This is a genomic window from Catenulispora sp. GAS73, from assembly GCF_041262085.1.
Taxonomy (GTDB): Bacteria; Actinomycetota; Actinomycetes; order Streptomycetales; family Catenulisporaceae; genus Catenulispora.
The window spans coordinates 153,513-176,361 of record NZ_JBGCCM010000024.1 but is presented as its reverse complement, the minus strand read 5'-3'; the positions used below and the strand labels follow the sequence as shown (position 1 = coordinate 176,361).

The 22,849-nt window shown below is 71.9% G+C and carries 16 protein-coding genes; 13 read left to right on the top strand and 3 right to left on the bottom strand.

Going from position 1 to position 22,849, the window contains the following annotated elements:
• Positions 1–346 precede the first annotated feature (346 nt).
• The 9 genes from ABH935_RS32320 (at position 347) to ABH935_RS32280 (ending at position 9,841) form a co-directional block, all read left to right on the top strand.
• On the top strand, positions 347–3,412 hold the full coding sequence (locus ABH935_RS32320; protein ID WP_370381738.1) for a nitrate- and nitrite sensing domain-containing protein: 3,066 nt from the start codon (positions 347–349) through the stop codon (positions 3,410–3,412).
• Positions 3,413–3,850: a roadblock/LC7 domain-containing protein gene (locus ABH935_RS32315; RefSeq protein WP_194917934.1), complete on the top strand. Its 438-nt coding sequence runs from the start codon at positions 3,413–3,415 to the stop codon at positions 3,848–3,850.
• Positions 3,847–4,434: an ATP/GTP-binding protein gene (locus ABH935_RS32310; protein WP_370356918.1), complete on the top strand. Its 588-nt coding sequence runs from the start codon at positions 3,847–3,849 to the stop codon at positions 4,432–4,434. Before ABH935_RS32315 ends, ABH935_RS32310 begins: the two co-directional genes overlap by 4 nt.
• A gap of 160 nt (positions 4,435–4,594) precedes the next feature.
• The gene (locus ABH935_RS32305; protein WP_370381737.1) at positions 4,595–5,800 is read left to right on the top strand and encodes an ABC transporter substrate-binding protein; all 1,206 of its coding nucleotides are present in this window, start codon (positions 4,595–4,597) and stop codon (positions 5,798–5,800) included.
• Positions 5,801–5,969: 169 nt separating this feature from the next.
• On the top strand, positions 5,970–6,863 hold the full coding sequence (locus ABH935_RS32300) for a branched-chain amino acid ABC transporter permease (RefSeq protein WP_370381736.1): 894 nt from the start codon (positions 5,970–5,972) through the stop codon (positions 6,861–6,863).
• Positions 6,860–7,984 (top strand): branched-chain amino acid ABC transporter permease, encoded by a 1,125-nt coding sequence (locus tag ABH935_RS32295; protein WP_370381735.1) that lies wholly within the window; start codon positions 6,860–6,862, stop codon positions 7,982–7,984. The genes ABH935_RS32300 and ABH935_RS32295 overlap by 4 nt, the downstream gene beginning before the upstream one ends.
• Positions 7,981–8,874: an ABC transporter ATP-binding protein gene (locus tag ABH935_RS32290; RefSeq protein ID WP_370381734.1), complete on the top strand. Its 894-nt coding sequence runs from the start codon at positions 7,981–7,983 to the stop codon at positions 8,872–8,874. The genes ABH935_RS32295 and ABH935_RS32290 overlap by 4 nt, the downstream gene beginning before the upstream one ends.
• A complete protein-coding gene (locus ABH935_RS32285; protein WP_370381733.1) occupies positions 8,874–9,638 on the top strand; it encodes an ABC transporter ATP-binding protein in 765 nt (254 codons plus the stop codon). The genes ABH935_RS32290 and ABH935_RS32285 overlap by 1 nt, the downstream gene beginning before the upstream one ends.
• The gene (locus ABH935_RS32280) at positions 9,635–9,841 is read left to right on the top strand and encodes a hypothetical protein (RefSeq protein WP_370381732.1); all 207 of its coding nucleotides are present in this window, start codon (positions 9,635–9,637) and stop codon (positions 9,839–9,841) included. Before ABH935_RS32285 ends, ABH935_RS32280 begins: the two co-directional genes overlap by 4 nt.
• A gap of 546 nt (positions 9,842–10,387) precedes the next feature.
• Here the strand turns inward: ABH935_RS32280 and ABH935_RS32275 are convergent.
• The 3 genes from ABH935_RS32275 to ABH935_RS32265 form a co-directional block, all read right to left on the bottom strand.
• On the bottom strand, positions 10,388–11,740 hold the full coding sequence (locus ABH935_RS32275; RefSeq protein WP_370381731.1) for a phenylacetate--CoA ligase family protein: 1,353 nt from the start codon (positions 11,738–11,740) through the stop codon (positions 10,388–10,390).
• A gap of 19 nt (positions 11,741–11,759) precedes the next feature.
• Positions 11,760–12,707: an aldo/keto reductase gene (locus ABH935_RS32270; RefSeq protein WP_370381730.1), complete on the bottom strand. Its 948-nt coding sequence runs from the start codon at positions 12,705–12,707 to the stop codon at positions 11,760–11,762.
• A gap of 1,014 nt (positions 12,708–13,721) precedes the next feature.
• Positions 13,722–14,021, bottom strand: a complete 300-nt coding sequence (locus tag ABH935_RS32265) for an adhesin (RefSeq protein ID WP_370356208.1) — start codon at positions 14,019–14,021, stop codon at positions 13,722–13,724.
• A gap of 189 nt (positions 14,022–14,210) precedes the next feature.
• On the opposite strand from ABH935_RS32265, the gene ABH935_RS32260 reads away from it, so the two are divergent.
• The 4 genes from ABH935_RS32260 (at position 14,211) to ABH935_RS32245 (ending at position 22,819) form a co-directional block, all read left to right on the top strand.
• Positions 14,211–14,912 carry a hemerythrin domain-containing protein gene (locus ABH935_RS32260; protein WP_370381729.1) on the top strand — a complete coding sequence of 234 codons (702 nt, stop codon included), beginning with the start codon at positions 14,211–14,213 and terminating at the stop codon, positions 14,910–14,912.
• A 74-nt stretch (positions 14,913–14,986) separates the two neighbouring features.
• The gene (locus ABH935_RS32255; RefSeq protein ID WP_370381728.1) at positions 14,987–15,652 is read left to right on the top strand and encodes a hypothetical protein; all 666 of its coding nucleotides are present in this window, start codon (positions 14,987–14,989) and stop codon (positions 15,650–15,652) included.
• A gap of 184 nt (positions 15,653–15,836) precedes the next feature.
• Entirely contained in the window at positions 15,837–20,294 is a 4,458-nt protein-coding gene (locus ABH935_RS32250) for a HAMP domain-containing protein (protein ID WP_370381727.1), read from the top strand.
• 230 nt (positions 20,295–20,524) lie between these two features.
• Positions 20,525–22,819: a SpoIIE family protein phosphatase gene (locus tag ABH935_RS32245; protein ID WP_370381726.1), complete on the top strand. Its 2,295-nt coding sequence runs from the start codon at positions 20,525–20,527 to the stop codon at positions 22,817–22,819.
• Positions 22,820–22,849: the final 30 nt, after the last annotated feature.

Sequence of the window (22,849 nt, the reverse complement as noted above, 5' to 3'; positions counted from 1 at the left end):
TCATCACGTGTTTCTTCGGACTTTGGCAACACTCAGTAGTCGCGGCGGGCGGACGCACCGGTCCGGCTCGTCCGGAAAGGGGCATACCCGGCGCCCGGTAAGCCCCGAACCGCCTGTTCACCGGCAGTTTTGCGCGTTCCGTGTCCGTTCCACCACCCAGGCTGTCTCAAGGCAAGCACTTTCCGCTAGCATGCATTCGCTCGAACAAAGCAGTGGTCTGTTTCGCGGCCGTCGGGTCGGCCTTTGACAGAACTTTGATCGAGCGTTGAACCACGCGTAGAAGCCACCCTGACGTCGTTCGCCACCACCCGATGCGCCGACCAGCGCGGATCGCAAAGGCTATTCCGTGAGAATCACCAAGAAGCTCGGCATACTGGTCGCTGTCCCCCTGTGTGCCGTCTCCGGCTTCGGGGCGTTGGCCTTGGTGACCTCGACGTCCGGCGCGATCAGCGCCGGGCATCTGTACACCCTGATGAACTCGGCCTCGGCCGCCGGCGACCTGGTCGCCGAGCTCCAGGCCGAGCGCACCCAGGTCGCGCTGTTCCTGACCGCGCCGGCCGGCACCGATCTGAACCCGCTGACCGACCAGATCTCCAAGACCCAGGCCGCGACCGCGGTCTACGAGGAGAAGCTCAAGGGCATGCCCTGGCTGTCCTCGGACGGCAAGACCCTGCTGAACCGGATCGACGGCGAGCTGCGGGCCATCGACACCCTGCGGGACCACATCCGCACCGGCAACTCGCAGGCGCTGTCCGCGGCGGACTTCCAGTACCACATCGTGATCGCCGACCTGCTGGCCTACCACGACCTGGTGCAGAACTCCGGGGCCTCCTCGCAGGTCGCCACCATGCTGCGGGCCACCTCGGCGCTGAGCCAGGCCCGGGAATCGCTCAGCGGCGAGGAAGCGGACGTCCTGCGCACGCTCGGTGCCCCGTTCCAGACCGCGTCGGCGCAGCAGGACCTGATCGGCAGCCGCTCCAGCTACGCCAGCGCGATCGAGTCCTTCGGCGCCCTGGCCCCGGCCAGCTGGCAGGACGTCCCGAACCAGGCGCTCGGCGGCCCCGGCATGGCCGGTGCGGGCCAGCTGGAGGACACCGTCGCGAACACCCCGCCGGGGACGAAGGTCCAGCTGGATCCGAAGCTGTGGACCAGCACCCTGGACGCCCGGCTCGCGGCGCTGGACGGCGTGCGCCACGACATGGACCTGGGAACCCTGGACCTGATCGCCAAGGACCGCACCCGCCAGCGCGAACTGGCCGGCGTCGAGGCCGCGGCGATCGCCGGCACCATGCTGCTGGCGCTGATGGTGAGCCTCCGGCTGGGCCGGCCGATCATCAAGGGTCTGCGAGGCCTGCGCGACGGAGCGCACGCGGTCGCCTTCGAGGACCTGCCGGCCGCGGTGCAGGCGCTGCGCGGCACCGGATCGCTGACCGGTCAGACCCCTGAGGAGTTCGCCGACGAGGCGGCCGGCGGTCTGCCGGTGAAGGGTGACGACGAGATCGCGGCCGTGGCCCGGGCCTTCAACGCGGTCCGGCGCGAGGCCATCCGGACCGCGGCCGAACAGGTGCTGCTGCGCGCCGGCGTCGGCGCGGCGTTCGTCGCCCTGGCCCGCCGCGGCGAGCGCCTGACCGGCGCGCTGACCCTGGAGCTGGACAAGGCCGAGCGGGACGAGCAGGACCCGGACCGCCTGGCCCGGCTGTTCGTCCTGGACCACCTGGCCGCGCGCATGACCCGCAACAACGAGAGCCTGCTGGTGCTCGGCGGCGAGGGCACGGTGCGGGTGCGCGACGAGGGCGTGCCGCTGATCGACGTGATCCGCGCGGCCTCCGGCCGGATCGAGCGCTACTCGCGCGTGGACCTGGTGAACGTCGACATGAGCGTGGTCGTGGCCCCGCCGGTGGTCGACCACCTCGTGCACATGTGCGCCGAGCTGCTGGACAACGCCACCGCGTTCTCCTCCCCGGACAGCCGGGTGCTGGTCGACATGCGGGTGCTGGCCGACCGCATCATTCTGCAGATCACCGACCGCGGTATCGGCATGACGCCGCGCCGGCGCTCGGAGCTCAACGCCCGGCTGACCACGCCGACCCACCTGGACGCGGCCTCGGTCAAGGCGATGGGCCTGACCGTGGCCGGGCAGCTGGCGTCCTGGTACGGCATAGCCGTGGAACTGCGGCAGAACCCGCAGGGCGGGACCATCGCAGAGCTCGTTCTTCCGCCGACGCTGTACTGGACGCCCGGCGCGCAGGAGAGCTCCTTCACCTCGTTCCCCGCCTCGCCGACCGCGGCGATCAACACCCTGGCTTCCGGGATGGGACAGCCCGGCGCGTACGGCTCGAACCCCGCGGCCGCGGCGAGTGCGGCCGGTGCGGCCGGAAACGGCGGACGGCGCCGCCGGGGCGCGACGCCGGAGGAGGACGCCGAGCAGTACGGCCCGCCCGCCCCGGCCGGCCCGCCCGGCGGCGGCTTCGACCCGCGGCAGCGGCCCGCGCCGTACCCGCAGCCGCCGGTCCCCGCGGCGGCCATGGACACCGGTCCCTACGGCGCGACCCAGCCGGGCATCGCCGCGGGCGTCAACGGCTTCCCGCCGGCCCCGATCCGGGTCCGGCCGCTGAGCCGCCCGGCCGGTCCCGCGGCCCCGGTCGGCGGCGCGATATCCGGTCCCGGAGTGACCGACGGCCCGGTGAGCCCGTGGCTGGCCGGAGCGCTGCGCGGCCGTGCGGCGGCCGAGGCGGCTCAGGCGGCGCAGGCGCAGGCGGCTCAAGCCGCACAAGCCCAGGCGGTCCAGGCCGCGCAGGCCGCCGCGGCCCGGGCGGCGCAGGGCTCGCAGCCCTCGTGGCAGAACCAGCCGCAGTCCGACTACCAGATGCGGGCGGCGTTCGAACCCCCGGCGCAGCCGTCGTACCAGGAGCATCCGTCGTACCAGCCCAGGCCCTCCTACCCGGCTCCGGCCGCCGCCACCGCGGCCCAGCCGTCGTCGCAGGGCGAGCCGTCCTACCAGCCCCGGCCCACGGTTCCGACGCCGGTGCAGCCCTCGTTCCAGAACCAGCCGTCGTACCAGCCCCGGCCGCCGGCCCCGGTTCCGGCACCGGCTCCCGCGCCGGCTCCGATGCAGCCCTCGTACCAGGCCCAGCCTGCTCTGCCGACCGCCCCCCAGGCTCCGGCACCACCCCCCGCGCCGGCCGCGGAGCAGGTCAGAACGACGCACGGGCTGCCCAAGCGGGTGCCGTTGGCGCGGCTGCCCGCCGAGGCCATGGACGACGTCCCGGAGGAGACCAGCCCGGCCGAGCGGGACCCGTCCCGGGTGTCGGCCTCGATGGTCGCCTACGCCCGAGGGATCGGCGGCCGCGGCGCCCCCGGCAGTGTCCCCCAGACCCCCTACACGCCGCCTTCAAGTACAGGAACCTTCTAAATGTCGCTCATGCCCAGCAGTCCCCCCGACAATCTGGACTGGCTCCTCAACGACTTCGCACTGCGCGTACCCGGCGTCGTGCACGCGCTGGCCGTCTCGGCGGACGGTCTGGTGGTGGCGGCCAGCAACGACCTGACCGACGAGCAGGCCGAGAACCTGGCCGCGGTGGCCTCCGGGCTGGTCGGCCTGCTGGCCGGCGCGGCGCGGCTGCTGCACGCCGCCCCGGTGCAGAGCAACCTGACCGAGCTGTTCGGCGGCTTCCTGTTCTCGATGGCGGTCAGCGACGGCGCCTCGTTGCTGGTCTTCGCCCGCCGCGAGTGCGACATCGGCCAGGTCTCCTACACCATGGCCGAGCTGATCAACCAGGTCGGCGCGGCGCTGACGCCGATGGCGCGCTCGCGGATGCTGGCCCGTGAGGCTTCGGCGAGGATGCGGTGAACCGGGCGAACCAGGCCACCGCGGCGAAGATCGTGGTGGCCGGGGGCTTCGGCGTGGGGAAGACCACGCTGGTCGGCTCGGTCTCGGAGATCCAGCCGCTGACCACCGAGGCGGAGATGACCGTCGCGGGGGCGGGCATCGACGACGTGCGGGGCATCCCGGGCAAGACCGCGACCACCGTGGCGATGGACTTCGGCCGGATCACGCTGGCCCAGGACCTGATCCTGTACCTGTTCGGCGCGCCCGGGCAGGAGCGGTTCTGGTTCTTCTGGGACGAGTTGGCCCGCGGCGCGATCGGCGCCGTGGTGATGGCCGACGTCCGGCGCCTGGACGACGCGTTCGCGGCCATCGACTTCTTCGAGCACCGGTCGATCCCGCACGTGGTGGCGATCAACCAGTTCGACGGCGCCCCCATGCACGGCCACGAGGAGATCCGCGACGCGCTCTCGGTCCGGGACTCGGTCCCGCTGCTGATGTGCGACGCGCGCCGCCGCGAGTCGAGCAAGCGGGTGCTGGTGACGCTCGTGGAACACGCCGTGACCCAGCTGCGGATGAACCCCGACGCGGCCTACGCCGGCCAGTGAGCCGGACCGGGCCGTACCGCGTCGCCGCCGGACCACTGAACCACTGACTGAACCGCCGCACCAATCGCAGAACCGTGAGATCGGCGGCCGCGCCGGCCAGACCGGCCGGCGCTCCGGCACTCCGGATGACCACTGATATCAACCGCTTAAGGAGAAAGTCTTGTTCTCGTCCCGAGTACCGGCGCGCCTGAGGGCGTTCATGGTCGTCGGCGCGGTGACCGCGCTCGCGGCCGCCGGATGCAGCAGCAGCACTTCGAGCAAGAGCAACGCCAAGGCCGACTCGCCGATCCACATCGGCCTGATCACCGCGCTCACCGGCAGCAACAAGGCGCTGGGCCCGGACCACCTGAACGGGTTCCAGCTCTACCTGGACAACCACGGCGGCAAGCTGGGCGGCCACACCGTCAAGCTGGACGTCGGCGACGAGGCCAACGGCGGTTCGGCCGCGGTGCCGGTGGCCAAGCAGCTGATCGAGCAGGACCACGTGCTGGCCATCGCCGGCATCGTGGCCACCCCGACCATCCAGGCGGTCGTGCCGATCGCCACCGCCGCCGGCGTGCCGGTGGTCAACACCGGCGGCCGTCCGACGGTCAAGGACGTCTCGCACCTGTGGACCATGAGCTTCATGTCCACCGACCCCGGCGGCGCCATGGGCCCGTACATGGCGCAGAACGTCCAGGGCTCGGTCTACGCCTTCGGCCCGGACTACCAGGGCGGCTACGACCAGCTCCGCGGCTTCACCGACTCCTACACCAAGGCTGGCGGCAAGCTCGCCAACGACGGTGGCAAGCCCACCTTCACGCCGTTCCCGACCACCTCGGACTTCACGCCGTACCTGGCGAAGGTCAAGGCTTCCGGCGCGAAGGCGATCTACTGCTTCTACACCGGTCAGAGCGCGATCGACTTCGTGAAGGACTGGTCCCAGTCCGACGCCAAGAGCATCCCGCTCTACGCTGCGGGCTTCATCACCGAGGGCGGCACTCTCAAGGCCGAGGGCTCGGCGGCCAACGGCATCATCACCTCGATGAACTACTCGCCGGACATCTCCAGCGCCGCGAACCGCGCGTTCGTCTCGGCGTGGAGCCAGAAGTACAACGGCGAGGCGCCGCCGGCGACCGCGATGTACAGCTGGGACGCGGCCTCGGTGCTGGACCAGGCGATCGCCAAGGCCGGCGCGAACCCGACGTCGGAGGCGGTCAACGCCGCGATCAAGGCGATGGGCCAGATCGACAGCCCGCGCGGGACCTGGCAGCTGTCCGCGGACACGCACGTGCCGGTCCAGAAGTGGTACCTGCGCAAGGTGGAGATGGACGGCACGGCGCTGGCGAACGTGAAGATCGGCGACCTGGCGACCATCGGCAGCTGAGCCGCCGCCAGGGGGGCCGGTCGAGCAGGATTCTGCTCGACCGGCCCGATGTGCTTGACGGATCGACGAGCATTGTCTGTATTGCCGCACGACCGCGGCACTCGTAGACCGCACGACCCGCACCACCGCTCAACCGCACAACCTGCAAGAGCACTGCGAAAGGGGTTCCATGGGTGCGATCAACGCGCACTTCGTGCCCGCACTGGACGGCGTGGCGTACGGCTTGCTGCTGTTCGTCGCGGCCGCGGGCCTGACACTGCTGTTCGGGATCGGCGGTGTGCTGAACATCGCCCACGGGACCCTGTTCGCGCTCGGCGGCTACCTGGCCGCGACGGTGTCCAACGGCTCCTGGGCGTCGGCGTTCCTGGGACTGGCCGTGGCCACCGTCGGCGGCACACTCGGCGGCGCGGTGCTGGCCGCCGGGACCCTACCGCTGGCCGATCGCGGGCACTTACCCCAGGCTCTGCTGACCTTCGGCCTGTCCCTGGTCGGCGGAGACATCCTGAGCACCGTCTACGGCGGGGACCAACACCCGGTCGTGATCCCGAACTCGGTCAACGGGACCGTGCACATCTTCGGGCACGTCTACCCGACCTACCGCCTGATGTTCATCGTGGTCGCCTCGGTGCTGGCGCTGGCCGGGACCTACGTCCTGGGCCGGACCCGGGCCGGCTCGCTGCTGCGCGCCGCGGCCGACGACCGGGACATGGTCGGCGCCATGGGCTACGCGCCGTGGCGCGTGCACGCCGCGCTGTGCGGGGCGGCCGGGGCGCTGGCCGGGCTGGCCGGCGGGCTCGGCGCGCCGATCATCGGCCCCGGTCCGGACACCGCCGACAAGGTGCTGATGCTCTCGATGGTCGTGATCGTGCTCGGGAAGCCCGGCTCGGTGGTGGGGGCGTTCCTGGCGGCGATCGCGGTCGGGGAGATCGAGACGCTCGGCGTGTCGATCTCGTCGAACTGGGCGCCGTACCTGCTGTTCGGGCTGATGACGGTGGCGCTCGTGGTGCGCACGTTCCGGGGCTCGTCCGCTTCGGCGGGCGCGGCTGTGGGAGCGCACGCATGACGGCGCCTACGGTTCCCACCGACTCTCCGGACTCTCCGGACTCTGCGGACCCGGCGGGCTCGAATGTCTCGGAGGCGACGGCCTCGGGTTCGGGCTCCGGTTCGGGCTCGGGCTCCGGCTCGGGCTCGGCGGTCGCGACGCTTCTCGCCTCGCCTCGGGTGCGCGCCGGGGTGCCCTCCGTGGTGCTGGCCGCGTTCCTTCTCATCGCGCCGTCGAGCTTCGACGGCTACGGCATCAGCCTGCTGTCGAAGGCACTGGCGCTCGGGGTCCTGGCCGTCAGTGTCAGCGTCCTGGCCGGATACTCGGGGCTGCCGACGATGGGACAGGCGGCGCCGTTCCTGGTCGGGGCCTACACCGCCGGAGTGCTGGGGACGCACGGGCACACCATCGGCGTCGTGCAGCTGCTGTGCGGGACGCTGGTGGCCGCCGCGTTCGCCGCTGCCACCGGGCTGGTCGCGATCCGCACGCGCGGGGTGGCGTTCCTGATGACCACGCTGGCGCTCGGCGAACTGACGGTCACCGCCGCCGGGGAGTGGCGGTCGCTGACCGGCGGGACGGACGGGATGTACGGCATCCCGCCTGTGCAGCCGCTGCCGGGGATGGCGACGCTGAACTCCGACCGGAACGTCTACTGGTACGTGCTCGGAGCGACGACCGTCATCGTGGCGATCGTGTGGCGGGTGCTGCGCTCGCCGGTGGGCAAGCTGCTGCTGGCGTGCCGGGACCACGAGGCGCGGATGCGCTCGGCCGGGCACCCGGTGACGCGGTATCAGTGGCTCGCCTATGTCGCGGCCGGTGCGTTGGCCGGGTTCGGCGGGGTGCTGATGTGCACGGTCAACCAGTACGTGTCGCCGGACGACGGCAGTTTCTCCAATTCCGCGCTGGTCCTGCTGGCCGTGGTCCTGGGCGGCGCGACGTCGCCTCTGGGCGCTCTGCTCGGGGCCGGGCTTATCGTGGCTACCAGGGACTGGCTCGCCGGGCCGTTCCCCGGGCACGGGCCGCTGCTGCTGGGCCTGATGTTCATCATCGCCGTCTATGCGTTTCCGGACGGCGTCGCCGGGATCCGGTTCCAGGCGCTGCGGGTGCCCCGGGTGCTGAAACGACGGGGAGGATCGGCATGAGCTCGCCATCCGGAGCGGCGACGATCGAGGTCAGCGGTCTGACCAAAGCGTTCAGCGCGACCGTCGCCGTCGCGGGCCTGGACCTGAACTTCGAGGCCGGGCGGCGGCACGCGGTCATCGGGCCCAACGGCGCCGGGAAGACCACGCTGCTGAACCTGATCTCCGGGGAGTTACGTCCGACGTCCGGCCGGATCCGCTACAACGGCCGCGACGTCACGCGCACGACGCGTGCGAAGCGCTCCCGGCTGGGCATCGCCCGCACGTTCCAGCAGCCCACGGTGTGGAGCACGCTGTCGGTGGCGGACAACATCGCGCTGGCCGCGTGGCCGCACTCCCAGCTGCGCGGCAAATGGCGGCGCCGCCGGTACCGCGAGCTGTCCGAGTCCTGCGAGGGCTACCTGGAGACCGCCGGCATCACGGCGCTCGCCGACCGTCCGGCCGGTGCGCTGGCGCACGGCGAGCGGCGGATGCTGGACATCGGGATGGCGCTCGCGGCCGACCCGCGGGTGCTGCTGCTCGACGAGCCCGCGGCCGGGCTGACCGATCAGGGCGTCGAGCGGCTGCTGACGGCGATGCGGGCGCTGCCGGAGCAGGTGACGGTGGTGGTCGTCGAGCACGACTTCGCGTTCGTGGCGGCGGTCGCCGACACGGTCACCGTGCTGCAGGACGGGGCGTTGCTGGCGACCGGGACGCCGGCGGAGATCGCCGCGGACGCCGCGGTGCGCGAGGCGTATTTGGGGGAGTCGGCGGTCGGGTCCGCCGGATCGGGACCGGACAGCCGGGATCCGCGCACGCCGGCCACCGTGGCCGGCGACGCCGACCGGCCGTCGTACTGGAAGTTCGACAGCTCCGACGACAGCTCCGACGACAGTTCCGAGGAGACGCTCTGATGCTGAGTCTCAGTTCCCTGACCGCCGGCTACGACGGCGGCACCGTGCTACACGGCCTGGACCTGGAGATCCCCGAGGGCTCGGTGCACGCCGTGGTCGGCCACAACGGCGCCGGCAAGACGACGCTGATCCACACGGTGTCCGGCCTGGTGTCGACCTCCTCGGGCCGGGTCGAGCTGGCCGGGGCGGACGTCACCCGCCAGCCCGCACACCGCCGTGCGCGCTCCGGCGTCGGCCTGGTCCCGCAGGGCCGCAGGGTGTTCCCGGGCCTGACCGTCCAGGAACACCTGGCGCTGGCCTTCGGCCGCCGCGGCCGCCGCGAGCGGGCCACCGCGCAGTGGACGCCGGAGAACGTCAAGGAACTGCTGCCGCGCCTGGCCGAACGCGCCGGGCACCGGGGCCGCCAGCTCTCCGGCGGTGAGCAGCAGATGCTGGCCATCGCCCGCGCCCTGCTCGGGCAGCCCCGGCTGCTGCTGCTCGACGAGCCCACCGAAGGCCTCGCGCCGCTGATCGTGCAGGACATAGCGGACCTCATCAAAACCCTGCCGGACCGCGGCCTGACCATCCTGGTGGCCGCGCCCCGTCCCGCCTTCGCCGCCGAGGTCGCCGACCGGGTGACCATCCTGGTCGCGGGACGCGTCGCCGACGAGTTCAGCGCCAAGGAACTGCGTGACGAGCCGGACCGCGCCGCCGAGGCGATGGGGCATGCCGCGGCTGAGGGAGCCGTCGCCTCGCCGAGCCGCGCGGAGACGGTGTTTCTTTGACGCAGACGCAGACGCAGGGCCTGGCACGGATGACCGACGGGGTGCGGATCCGCTGGATCGCGCGGGGAGACAGAACGCTGAGACCACCCGTGGTCATGCTCCACGGCGGCCCGGGCCTGCCGGACTACCTGGGCGATGTCGCCGCCATATCGACGACCTCGCCGAACTGCTGGATGCGTGGGGCACGGACAAGGCAGTGCTGATCGGGCACTCCTACGGCACCGACCTGGTGAGCAGGTTCTGCCTGGCGCACCGCGTACCGAGCCGAACGCGCCCGCCGCACGACCGCGGCGCGGCAGGAGCGGCTTGGCGAGCTGGAGGCGCTGGCGCATCGCAGAGAAGAGGAGGAAGTCGAGCTGCTGACTCTGGCCTGGTTCACCGACCTTCGTTGCCAAGTTCGCTGTTCATGGCTCAGTTAACGGGGCGGCGTCTGCGGGCAGCCGTGCGAACCCGATCGAGGAGCACCTCGACGAGCTGCGAGCCTGCCTGCCGGCGCACACCGAACCGCTCGGCGGGGTCGACGATCCCCGGCCGCTGTCAGCGTTGGAATCACGGGCATGAACCCTGGCAGGAGCAGCCCGAGGCCGTTCGAAGACACCTGCGGCGATTCGTGTAGCGCGCGGGTTGTCCGGAAAGAACGGTCTCCGGCAGCCGCACCGGCGGCGTGTTCGGCGACTGCACGTGTGGCGGGAGCACGAGCGGCGGCGGCGAGCCCACTGAATCTGCTCGCGCCGCCGCCTCCCAGCTCCTCAGCCGGCGGCTCGCCGATCGTGGATGCGCGGTGTCTTCCAGCTCACCGGCCCCTGGGCGGCGATCGCCGTCTCGGCGTCCGCGACGACGATCTCCACCTCGGTGTCGAACGTCTCGCGGCAGGCCGCGATCCGCGGCTCGACGCCTCGCGGTCCGGTGCCGTCGCCTTCGTGCTCCGGGGTCAGGACCAGTGTCAGGACATCGCGTTCGGCTTGCCGGTCGATCAGGATCCGATGGTCCAGGAAACCCTCGATGCCGTCGATGAGCAGATCTTCGAGCTCGTACACGCTCGTCTCGACGCCGTTCAGGACCAGCCGTTCAGCCGCGCGTCCCAGGACCTCGACCCGGGCGTCGGGGTGCAGTCGTACCAGGTCGCCTGTGCGATAGCGAACCAGCGGCTTCGCCCCCTGATACAGGTGCGTGGCCACCATCTCGCCGCGGAGGACCCCGTTCGCGTCGGCGATCGCCGGCTCCAGCGACAGCGGATCCACCACCTCGTAGTAGTTCAGCAGCGGCGTCAGTCGCAGGCTCCCGTCCACCGAACCGAGCGCCAGTACCGAAGACTCCTGCGATCCGTACAGCGACAGGTGCGCCTGCGCGCCCCACAGCCGGCCGATGTGCGCCAGCAGGCTTGGCGGTGCCGTCTCGCCGGTGAGCATCAGCACGTCCATCGCGTAGTCGCGGCGCGGATCCGACCCCGACCGGATCGCCGCCTTGGCCAGCGCGACCGCCATGCCCGGCGTGCAGAACAGCCCGGTCACCGGCAGCTCGCGCATGACGCGCAGCGCGCGGTCGAAGCCGATCATCGGCGAGTACGGCCACATCTTGACGCTCGCGTAGCCCAGGTTCCGGCACACCTCCGTGAACGTGTCCCCGTGCGCGTGCAGTTCGCTGGGCCCGCAGACACCCATGACCTGCTCGTCGCCGAAGCCGCGCAGCAGCGGCTCGTACTGCACCGTCATCGCGATGTTGGTGTTCAGGCTGTCGACGTCCGCGCGCGGGCTCGGCGTCGAGGCCCCGGTCGTGCCGGTGGTCTCGTAGTAGACCCAGGCGCGGTGGACCGGCAGCGAGGACACGCCGAAGCCGTGGTCCCGCAGATCGTCCTTGGTGGTGAAGGGTATGCCCGCCAAGGCCTCGGGAGTCAGTTCTTTGACATCCGTCGGCTCGATGTCCGACAGCCGTTCGCGGTACAGCGGGGAGTGCTCCTTCGTGTGGGCGAGGGTGGCGACGAAGGCGTCGAGCTGGTGGGCGTCGAGCTCGGCCGGGGTCGTCCGGCCCTCCTGGTACGCGCGGTACCGGGCGAGGATCTCGCGGGCGAGGTCATCCAGCTCGGGTCGGAAAACGGTGTACATACGGGCCTTCCGGAACGGGTCAACTGTTATGACGCGGCTTGTCGGCGGGCAGCATGCCGGAGCGCACGGCGTCCATACGGTGGCCCGCCACCGCCTCGGCCGGCGACAGGCGTTCGAGCAGCGCGAGATCCTCGACGCTCAACTGGATGGAGGCGGCCCGGATGTTGTCCTCCACGTGCGAGGCGCGTTCGGCGCCCGGTATCGGCACCACGTCGTCCCCCTGGTGGTGCACCCACGCCAGCGCCAGCTGCGCCACGCTGAGCCCCATCCCGGCCGCGACGTCTTCGAGGGCTGACACCAGGCGCATGTTGCGGTCGAAGTTCTCGGGATGGAACCGTGGGTTGACGCGCCGCTCGTCGGCGGCGCCCAGGTCGCCCAGCTCCCGGATGGCCCCGGACAGCAACCCGCGCGCGAGCGGCGAGAACGCCACCACCCCGATGCCCAGTTCCCGGCAGACGGCCAGCGCCTCGCCCTCGACGTCGCGCGTGAACAGGCTCCACTCGCTCTGCAGCGCGGTGATCGGCACCACCTCGTGCGCGCGCCGGATGGTCTCCGGTTCGGCCTCCGACAGGCCCACGTACCAGATCTTGCCCTCCTCGACGAGCTCGGCCATGCCCAGCATGGACTCCTCGATCGGGGTGGCCGGGTCGACCCGGTGCAGGTAGAACAGGTCGATGTGGTCGACGCCGAGCCGCTGCAGCGACCGCTCGCACGACTCCTTGATGTTCCGCCGGGTCCCGCACAGCTGCCGCCCGGCGTCCCCGCGCCCGCGCACGATCCCGCACTTGGTGGCGATCACGACCTGATCCCGCCGCCCCCGCACGGCCTGCCCGACCAACCGCTCGTTGCGTCCGAGCCCGTAGATGTCCGCGGTATCGAGCATGGTCACGCCCGCATCGAGCGCGCGGTGAACGGTCCGCAAAGCCTCCCCGGGATCCACCGGTCCGCGAAACTCGCTGAGCCCCATGCACCCCAGCCCCTGGGCCGGGACGCTCAGCTTCCCCAACTGCCGAAGGGGCGGGCGCCCGGCTTCCGCCTCCCCTGGAGATCGCCCTTGACCTGGTGTAACGGCATGATGCACGTGCCCTCCTGTGTGCGCTGTGGCGTCGCCCCCGAGGATGGTCGCGCCCAGCATAGAAACGTTAGGGCTCTTATGTAAGGACTAGAAATTAGTGGGCTGATATGCTGCGGGCGACAGTTTGTTCGAAATCGGGAGACAGTCGGCACGGGGCGTTTCATGAGAGAAACGAGCATGGGTGTGCTCGGTTTCTTCGGCGTTGGTGACGTGTGTGGGGGTGCTGGTGGTGGTGGGGGGCTGGTGGCTGGTGGCTGGTGGGTGTGGCGGGCAGCGGGTAGCGGGTGGTTGGTGGGTGTGGCGGGTGCGGTTTGGTGGTGGGTTTTAAGAGCTTTTTACGGCTTCGCACGGGTTTAAGAAGGATCCGCTGGGTGGCGCGGTTCGGTGGTGTGCCTGGCGTGGTGTTGGCGGCTGGCGGTGGTGCTGGGCACGACCGCGCGCGGGTCCGAGTCACTGCGCACACGTCAGGTCGGCGGCCGGCGGCCGGGTGTGGTGGGCACCGAAAGTCAAAAGTCAAAAGCAGGGCCTCCGGCGGCGCCTGCGCGGCGAGCGGCACTCGCTCCGGGGAGGGGGGGCCGCGTAGTCGGCTGCCGGACGCTGCTTGTGGTCGCCTCGTCCCGGGTTCCCCGTCGCATCGTCGCCTCACGGAAGCAGACCGGTCCGGTGGTATCAAGTCGGATCGCTGCTGCTTTGGTCGGGTTTCGTGCGACTTGACACCACCGGCCCGGTCAGCTTGGCTGCGCCCGCCGACGCGACGGGGAACCCGGGACAACCCCGCCTGTGGGAAGGATTCCCGCGTCTTGGGTACGCCACGTCACCCCTCGCACGTGTACGCCGAATACGCGAAAGCCGGGCTGGCCGCAGCACATGCATGTGCTGCGGCCGACCCGGCCGGCGGTGCTCCTGCTACTGCTGGGGTGCGAGCAGGAAGCGTACGCCGCCGTCGTCGGCGACGGTCGCGTCCAGCTGCTGGTCGTTCAGGGCCTGCGCGGCCTCGGCCTCCAGGAAGACTCGGGCGGTCCCGGTCTCCACGACGGCGTCTCCGGCGTGTGGGCCCTGGGTGAGGGACAACGAGAGTTGGCCCTGCCCGCTGTTCTGGGCCGCGCCGTGCGAGACGATGCGCAGCCCGGCACTTTCGTCGGGCAGATCGGACTGGTTGGTCAGGTTGTGGACGGCCTCGGCGGCCCGGTCGGTGAGAGTCAGCAAGACTTCCTCCCGGTGCTGATCGTCGGATTGGGTACCCGACGCCGTTAACCCAGTCCTGGAGTCCTAAACGTCAGGTGTCGCGGCTGCGGTGTTCACCATCACCCGATCGGGTGTGTTTACGTCCGGCCCGAGCGGTCACAAGGTATCGACGCTGACCAGCGAGGTCGGCCCGGATCGAGGAGCTGCTGGATGAGCGCTACCGACCGCCGCGATGTGATCGAGGTCCTGGCCGGCGACCACCGGACGGTCGAGGGCATCGTGGGGCGGCTGGAGACCGGCGGCGGGCCGGACGTGGCGCGCAAGTCCCTGGTCGACACCCTCGCCCTGGAGCTGGCCTGGCACACCCAGGCCGCGCAGCGCTACCTGCTGCCGCTGGCCCGGCGCGTGCTGCCGGACGGCGACGTGCTGGCCGACCAGCACACCGCCGAGCACCTGACGGTCGAGCACATGGTCCGGGACCTGGAGGCCAAGGATCCCTCCGACGCGCGGTTCGAACCGCTGCTGGCACAGTTGCTGGCCGCCGTTCATGGGCATATTGACCATGAGGAGCAGATCACCTTCGTCGAACTGGGCCGCGAGTGCGACCCCGGCGAGCTGCTGGCCGTCGGCGAGCAGCTGACGGCGGCCCGGCGCCGGGCGGTGACCGGGACCGCGCCTGGCGGGATCGGGATCTGGCCGGTGGCGGCGCCGGGCTCGGCGTCGGCGTCGTCCGAGCCGGCAGCGGCGGCGGCGACATCGTCGGCACCGTCGCAGCCGGCCGACGCGGCGGTATCGGCCGAGTCGGCCGGCTCGGCGGCCCCGGGCACGGCCGCCCCGATCCCGGCCCAGGCGCAGGCCGCGCCGGCCGGCAGCGTCGTCGACTGGGTCCGATCGGTCCTCTCGGAGGCCTGAGCACGGCCTGAGCAGGGCGGGGGCGCGCCGGACTCGGGCCGGAGCAGACAACCAGGGGGCGGAAGGAGGTAGCGATGAACGCCTTCGCGAAGTACGAGATCGGCAGCGAGGTCCGCTGCCACACCGGGCGGTGCGGCGACCTGGTCTGCGTCGTCGTCGACCCGGTCGCCGAACGCCTCACGCACCTGATCGTGGTGGCGCGCGACGGCACCGCCGGCCGGCTGGTGCCGGCGGAGCTGGCCCGGTCCGCCGCGGGCGGCGTCGAGCTGGCCTGCACCCAGGCCGAGTTCGACCGCATGGAGCCCTCGGTCCGGACCCACTTCCTGACGGCCTCCGACGCCGAGCAGCGCTACGGCCTGCGCGAGGGCGAGGTCCTGTACTGGCCCTTCTACGGTCTCGCGCCGGCTGGCGCGGCCATGGGCCTGACCTGCATGGACCCGCTGGCCGCGCCGCGCATGGAGATCGAGGACCGGGTGCCGTCCGGCGAGGTGCGGATCCGGCGTGGCGAGCGCGTCGCCGCCCGGGACGGGCACATCGGCCACGTCCGCGGCCTGGTCGTGGACCCGGCCGACGAGGCGGTCACGCACGTGCTGCTCGACGAGGGGCACTTGTGGGGCCACAAGCGGGTGGCGATCCCGGTGGGCGAGGTGGCCGGGATCGACGCCGAGGGCGTGGCCGTCCGGCTGACTAAACACCAGATCAAGGACCTGCCATCGGTGGAGGTCGCCGGACTGGACTGACCCGGAGGCGACACCCACCGACAACGTGCGCGAACGGCGCCGTCCGGACCCCCGGAGCGCGCCGTTCGCCGCACCACACAGCACTGAAACCGCCGCGACCTTCCGGCTTCCGCCAGGTCGCGGCACTGGTACAGGATGGGGGTATCGGGCGTGGCCCGCGCCCCGTACACGAACGGCGGACTGCATGGAATCCCCTGAGCCCCGGTTGGACCGGCCGGCCTCCACCGACCCGCGCCTGGAGCGGATCCTCGGCGCGCTGCGCGCCGTGCGCGACGGCGACTTCCGGCGGCGCATCGTCGTCAGCGGGGACGACGTGGTGGCCGAGATCTGCGTGCTGTGCAACGACATCGCCGAGGCGAACCAGGGCTACCTGGCCGAGCTGGAGCGGGTCGGCGCGGCCGTGGGCCGGGACGGGGCGCTGGGGCAGCGGCTGGCTCCGGGCGCCGGGGCGGGCGACTGGGAGCGGCAGCGCGAGACCGTCAACGTGCTGCTGGACGATCTGGCCCGGCCGCTGTTGGACACCGGCCGGGTGCTGGCCGCGATCGCGCAGGGCGACCTGTCGCAGCAGGTCGTCGTGGACGGCCGCGGCGATCTGGCCGACGTCGGCCGGACCCTGGACGACATGCGGCTGACGCTGCGCACCCTGGCCTCGGAGGTCACCCGGGTGGCCGGTGAGATCGGCAGCGACGGCCGCCTGGGCGGGCAGGCCGAGGTGCCGGGGGCCGCCGGCACCTGGAAGGACCTGACCGACTCGGTGAACCTGATGGCCGGCAACCTGACCGGCCAGGTCCGCGACATCGCGCAGGTGGCGACCGCGGTCGCGCGCGGCGACCTGACCCGGCAGATCACCGTGGACGTGCGCGGGGAGCTGCTGGAGCTGAAGACCACCCTGAACACCATGGTGAACCAGCTCTCGGGCTTCGCCGACGAGGTGACCCGGGTGGCGCGCGAGGTCGGCAGCGACGGCATCCTGGGCGGTCAGGCCCGGGTCCCCGGAGTGGCCGGTACCTGGAAGGACCTCACCGACTCGGTGAACCTGATGGCCGGCAACCTGACCACCCAGGTGCGCAGCATCGCGCGGGTGGCCACGGCGGTGGCCTCCGGCGACCTGACCCAGACCATCGACGTGGACGTCCGCGGCGAGATCCTGGAGCTCAAGGACACCTTGAACACCATGGTCGAGCAGCTGTCCGGGTTCGCCTCCGAGGTCATCCGGGTGGCGCGCGAGGTGGGCACCGAGGGCCGGCTGGGCGGCCAGGCCGAGGTGCCCGGCGTCGCCGGCCTGTGGCGCGACCTCACCGACGCGGTGAACTCGATGGCGAACAACCTCACCAACCAGGTCCGCAACATCGCACAGGTGACCACCGCGGTCGCGCAGGGCGACCTGGGCAAGAAGATCGACGTGGACGCCCGGGGCGAGATCCTGGAGCTGAAGACCACCATCAACACGATGGTCGACCAGCTCTCCGGCTTCGCCGACGAGGTGACCCGGGTGGCGCGCGAGGTCGGCACCGAGGGCAACCTGGGCGGCCAGGCCCGGGTGCGCGGCGCGTCGGGCACCTGGAAGGACCTGACCGACAACGTCAACGTCATGGCGAACAACCTGACCGGCCAGGTGCGCAGCATCGCGCGGGTGGCCACGGCGGTGGCCTCCGGCGACCTGACGAAGAAGATCACCGTGGAGGCCAAGGGCGAGGTCGCGGCGCTGGCCGAGACCTTCAACGGCATGGTCGACACGCTGTCGGCGTTCGCCGACGAGGTGACGCGCGTGGCCCGCGAGGTCGGCACCGAGGGCATGCTGGGCGGCCAGGCCCGGGTGCCCGGAGTGGCCGGCACCTGGAAGGAGCTCACCGACCGGGTGAACGTGATGGCCGACAACCTGACCAACCAGGTGCGGAACATCGCGCAGGTGACCACCGCGGTCGCCAACGGCGACCTGACCCGCCGGATCGACGTGGACGCCCGGGGCGAGATCCTGGAGCTGAAGACCACGCTGAACACCATGGTCGAACGGCTCTCGGCGTTCGCCTCCGAGGTCACCCGAGTCGCCCGCGAGGTCGGCACCGAGGGCAAGCTCGGCGGCCAGGCCACGGTCGAAGACGTCTCCGGGACCTGGCAGCGCCTCACCGAGTCGGTGAACCAGCTGGCGTCGAACCTGACCACCCAGGTCCGCGCGATCGCCGAGGTGGCCACGGCGGTGACCGAGGGCGACCTGACCCGGGCGATCACGGTCGACGCCTCCGGGGAGGTCGCCGACCTCAAGGACAACATCAACCAGATGATCGCCAACCTGCGCACCACCACCAACGCCAACCAGGAGCAGGACTGGCTGAACACCAACCTGGCGCGCATCGCCGGCCTGCTGCCGGGCCGGCGCGACCTGGCCAGCGTCGCGGCGATGGTGCTGGAGGAGCTGGCGCCGCTGGTCTCCGCGCACAGCGCCGCGTTCTTCCTGGCCGAGTCCGAGGACGGGCCGCTGGGCTTCGCCGACGAGGCCGCGGACGTGAGACTGCGGATGATCGCCGGGTTCGGCTACGCCGCGGCTCCCGGCGACGGCCCGGTCTTCGCCCCCGGGCAGGGGCTGGTCGGACAGGTCGCGGTGAGCAAGAAGACGGTCGCGCTGACCGGCGCGCCGGCCGGGTACGTGCCGATCCGCTCCGGGCTCGGGCAGACCGACGCCACCAACGTCATCGTGCTGCCGGTGCTCTTCGAGCGGCAGACGCTCGGCGTGATCGAGCTGGCCTCGGTCAACGAGTTCACCCAGACCCACCGCGACTTCCTGGAGACGCTCAAGGAGACGATCGGCACCGCGGTCAACACCATCACCACCAACGTCCGCACCGACGCGCTGCTGCGCGAGTCCCAGCGCCTGACCACCGAGCTCCAGAAGCGGCAGAGCGACCTGCAGGAGTCGAACAACGAGCTGGAGGACAAGGCGGCGCAGCTGGCGCGGCAGAACAAGGACATCGAGATCAAGAACACCGAGATCGAGCAGGCGCGGCTCACCCTGGAGGACCGCGCGCAGCAGCTCGCCCTGGCGTCCAAGGTCAAGTCCGAGTTCATGGCGAACATGTCGCACGAGCTGCGCACCCCGCTGAACAGCATGCTGATCCTGGCCCGGCTGCTGGCCGACAACGTCGAGACCAACCTGACCCCGCGCCAGGTGGACTTCGCGCAGACCATCCACTCGGCCGGCTCGGATCTGCTGGAGCTGATCAACGACATCCTGGACCTGTCGAAGATCGAGGCCGGCCGGATGGAAGTGCAGAACGAGTCCTGGCCGATCGCCGACCTGGCCGAGGGGCTGGCCACGACGTTCCAGCCGCTGGCCGCGGAGAAGGGGCTGCGGCTGCGGGTCGACGTCACCGGCGGCGCGCCGGCCACCGTCACCGCCGACAGCCAGCGGGTGCAGCAGATCCTGCGCAACCTGCTGTCCAACGCGGTGAAGTTCACCGACACCGGCGAGGTCACGCTGCGGGTCACGGCGGCGCGCGGTGCGCACGGCGAGCCGGCGGTGGCCTTCGCGGTCGTGGACACCGGGATCGGGATCGCCGAGGACAAGCTGGAGCTCATCTTCGAGGCCTTCCAGCAGGCCGACGGCACCACCAGCCGCCAGTACGGCGGCACGGGCCTGGGCCTGTCGATCAGCCGGGAGCTGACCCGGCTGCTCGGGGCCGAGCTGCGGGTGTCTAGCGCGCCGGGGCGGGGGAGCACCTTCACCTTGCAGCTGCCGATCGAGCCGCCGGCCGCGGACGCCAAGATCGAGCCGTCCGGCGCCGACCGGCCGGCCGCCGACGGCTCCGGCGATGCCCAGGCTCCGGCCGCGGTGCTGGTCATGGAGCCGGCCGGGACCTCCACCCTGGCCGACGCGGTGGAGTCGGTGCTGGACGAGCTGACCGGGATGAAGGGCCGGGTCGCCGTGACCCGGCTGACGACGGCGGCCGACCTGAACGGCGTGCTGGCCGGCGGGGCGCGTCCGGTGTGCGCGGTGGTGGACGTCGGCTGCCCCGAGGACGAGGTGCGCGCGGTGTTGGACGCTGTTTCCGCCGGTGCGTCCAGCACCCCGGTGATGCTGTACGAGTCGGTGGCCGACGACGGCGCCGCCGAGGCGCTGCGCCGCTCGGTCCGCGACGCCGCGCGCTGGGAGGTCGCGCACTCGGTGCCGCAGGTCGCCGAGCGGGTGACGCTGCACGTGCTGACCGGCGCGCCGCGCATGTCCGGGCCCGGCGCCGAGCCGGAGCGTCCGGGGCGGGAGCTGCCGCGCTTCGACGGGCAGAAGGTGCTGGTCATCGACGACGACATCCGGAACGTCTTCGCGCTGACCAGCGCGCTGGAGCTACAGGGGCTGACCGTGGTCTACGCCGGCAACGGCCGGGAGGGCATCGAGCTGCTGAAGCAGAACGAGGACGTGGCGCTGGCGCTGATGGACATCATGATGCCCGGCATGGACGGGTACGCCACGACCGCGCGGATCCGGGCGCTGGACGGGTTCCGGGACCTGCCGATCGTCGCGGTCAGCGCGAAGGCGATGAAGGGCGATCGGGAGAAGAGCCTGGCGGCCGGAGCGAACGAGCATGTCACCAAGCCGGTGGACATGGATCTGCTGCTGCGGCTGATCAAGGACTTGATTCAGGTGGGGTAGGCGGCGCGTCGTCGGTGCGTGGCTGGTGCATCGCTGGTGTGCCGGCGGTGCGTCGCCGGCTCCGTCCAGCCATGTGACCGGTCCCACCTGGCGGGTTCCGCAGGTACGCGGCGCGAGCACGTGGGATTATTAAGTTGGCACGCTGTGCCGGGAACCGGTGGGCACGCGGCGCCGTCCAATCACGGCGTATGGGCACCACGGCGAAGAAAGTAGCGTAAAGGGCTGAGCGGATGAGTCAGGACTTTGCGTCGAACGACCCCGCCGCGCGCGATCGGTTGCGTGCGGCGGCTTCGGCCTTCGCCGAGGAGCGCCGGCGGCAGCTGGACGAGGAGCGCGAGTACCGGCGGGACGCGATCGTCGACCAGGCGGTCGGCGTGCTGATGGCGCGCTCGGCGTGCGGCTCGGCCGAGGCGGTCGCGCAGTTGTCGGCGGTCGCGCAGCGCTCCCGCAGGCCGCTGGCCGACGTGGCGGTCGACGTCGTGGCCGAGGCGTCGGGCCGCGCGCCCGAGCCGGGCCGCAGCCGCGAAGTGCCACGCCTGCAGCCACGCATCGCCGGCCTGGACCGCTCCGCCGACGGCGACGGCCTGGCCCGCGGCCTGGCCTCCGAAGCCCTGGGCTTCTCCCATCCCTCCAGCGCCGCGATCGGCCTGCTCGACGACGACGGCTCCGTCGCGATCGTCGGCGCCCACGGCTTCCCGACCCGAGGCATCCGCCGCTGGCGCCGCATCCCCCCGGCCGTGGACTGCCTGATCAACCGGGCACTCCGCACCGGCAAACCGGTCTGGACCGACGCCACCACCCAGGACCCGCCACCCCCGCTCGGCGAGCCCGCGGGCGCCGACCGCCTCCGCACCCGCGTAGCCGTCCCGGTCCGCCTGGGCCGCGCCCTCCTCGGAGCGGTGGAGCTGGCCTGGCAGCCCCAGGCCGCGCTCGACGCCCGCGCCCGCCGCGAGGTCGAGGCGGTGCTGGGTGCCGTCGGGCCGTCGCTGCTGCGGACGATGGGGCCGGACGGGGCAGCGGGGGTGACCACCGGTGACTCTGCTTGGCAGGACCTGGTGGACCTGATGGAGCAGCCGACGCTGGTCCTCCAGGGCGACTCCGATGAACCCGTCGTCGTGTCACGGTTCCGAGTGATCGCCCACAATCAGTCCGCCGCCGAGCTGATGACTCCCCGGCCGACCACCACCAGCAGCGTCGCGGCCGTCGTGCCGTGGCTCACCGCCGCGGATCTTCCCGAGCAGCTGGCTGCCGTGGTCCGCACCGGCGCACCCTGCCGGCTCGCGGTGCAGACCGGGCCCCTTGGCGTGGATTCCCTCACCGCGGTCCGGGTCGGCCTCGGCACGGTGCTCGTGGTCTGCCATCAGCCCGCCCTGGATCCGAGCGCGGCCGACGGCGTGCTGGAGCGGCTCGCACGCTTCGGCATCTGGCGCTGGGACGTCGACGGCGACCGCGTCGCGTGGTCCGCCGAGGCGCTGCGGATCGTCGACGCGCCCGGGCTCGGCGACTCGGCCGGCATCGATCGGCCGCCCTACACCGTGCATCCGGACGACGCCGAGGCCGAGCGCCGGTTCGTCAAGACCCTGACCGTCGAGCGAAGGCCCGCCGAGGCCGAGTTCCGGATCCTGCACTATGGCGGTGAGCCGACGCGGGTGCGGGTGACGGCCGAACCCGTCGGTGCGGGCGCGGACGGTGCCGCCGGCGCCGAGGCCGCCGCCGTCGTCGGCGTCGTCCAGGACGTCACCGAGTGGCGCCGCGCCGAGACCGGTCTGGAAGTGGCCCGCGTCCAGCTCGCGGCTCAGCGCTCGCGTGCCGACGCCGAGCGCCAGCTCGCCTCCGCGCTCCAGCAGGCGGTCGTGCCCAGCGCCGCGCGCAACCAGCCGCCGCGCAGCGGGGTGCAGATCGCCGCGCGCTACCGCCCGGCCAGCGCCTCGGCCGGCGTCGGCGGCGACTGGTACTCGGTGTTCCCGCTGCGCGACGACAAGATGCTGCTGGCCATCGGCGACGTCGCCGGGCACGGCCTGCCCGCCGCCTCGGCGATGGCCGACCTGCACCACGGGCTGCGCGGCATGGCGCTGGCCGAGACCCGCCCCGGCCGGCTGCTCACGCTGCTCAACGAGCTGGTCGAGACCATGCCGCAGTTCACCATCGCCAGCGCCTGCGTGCTCCTGTGGGACCCCGCGACCCGCCGCCTGACCTGGGGCAACGCCGGCCATCCGGCGCCGCTGCGGATCCGCGCCGGGGCCGCCACGCCGCTGTACGACGCCGTCGGCCCGATGCTCGGCGCCGATCCGCGCGCGGTGTACGAGGACTGCGAGGCCGACGTGGCCAGCGGCGACGTCCTGCTGCTCTACACCGACGGCCTGGTCGAGCGCCGCCGGGTCGGCGACGACGAGACCATCGCGCACCTCCTGCACCAGACCCGCCACCCGGACGCCGACCTGGACCACTACGCCGACCGGATCCTGGAGGGCGCGCGCTCCGACACCGACGACGACGTCTGCGTGCTCGCCGTCCGCTTCGAATAGCCCAGCGCACCGGGTGCGAACGTTTGATCC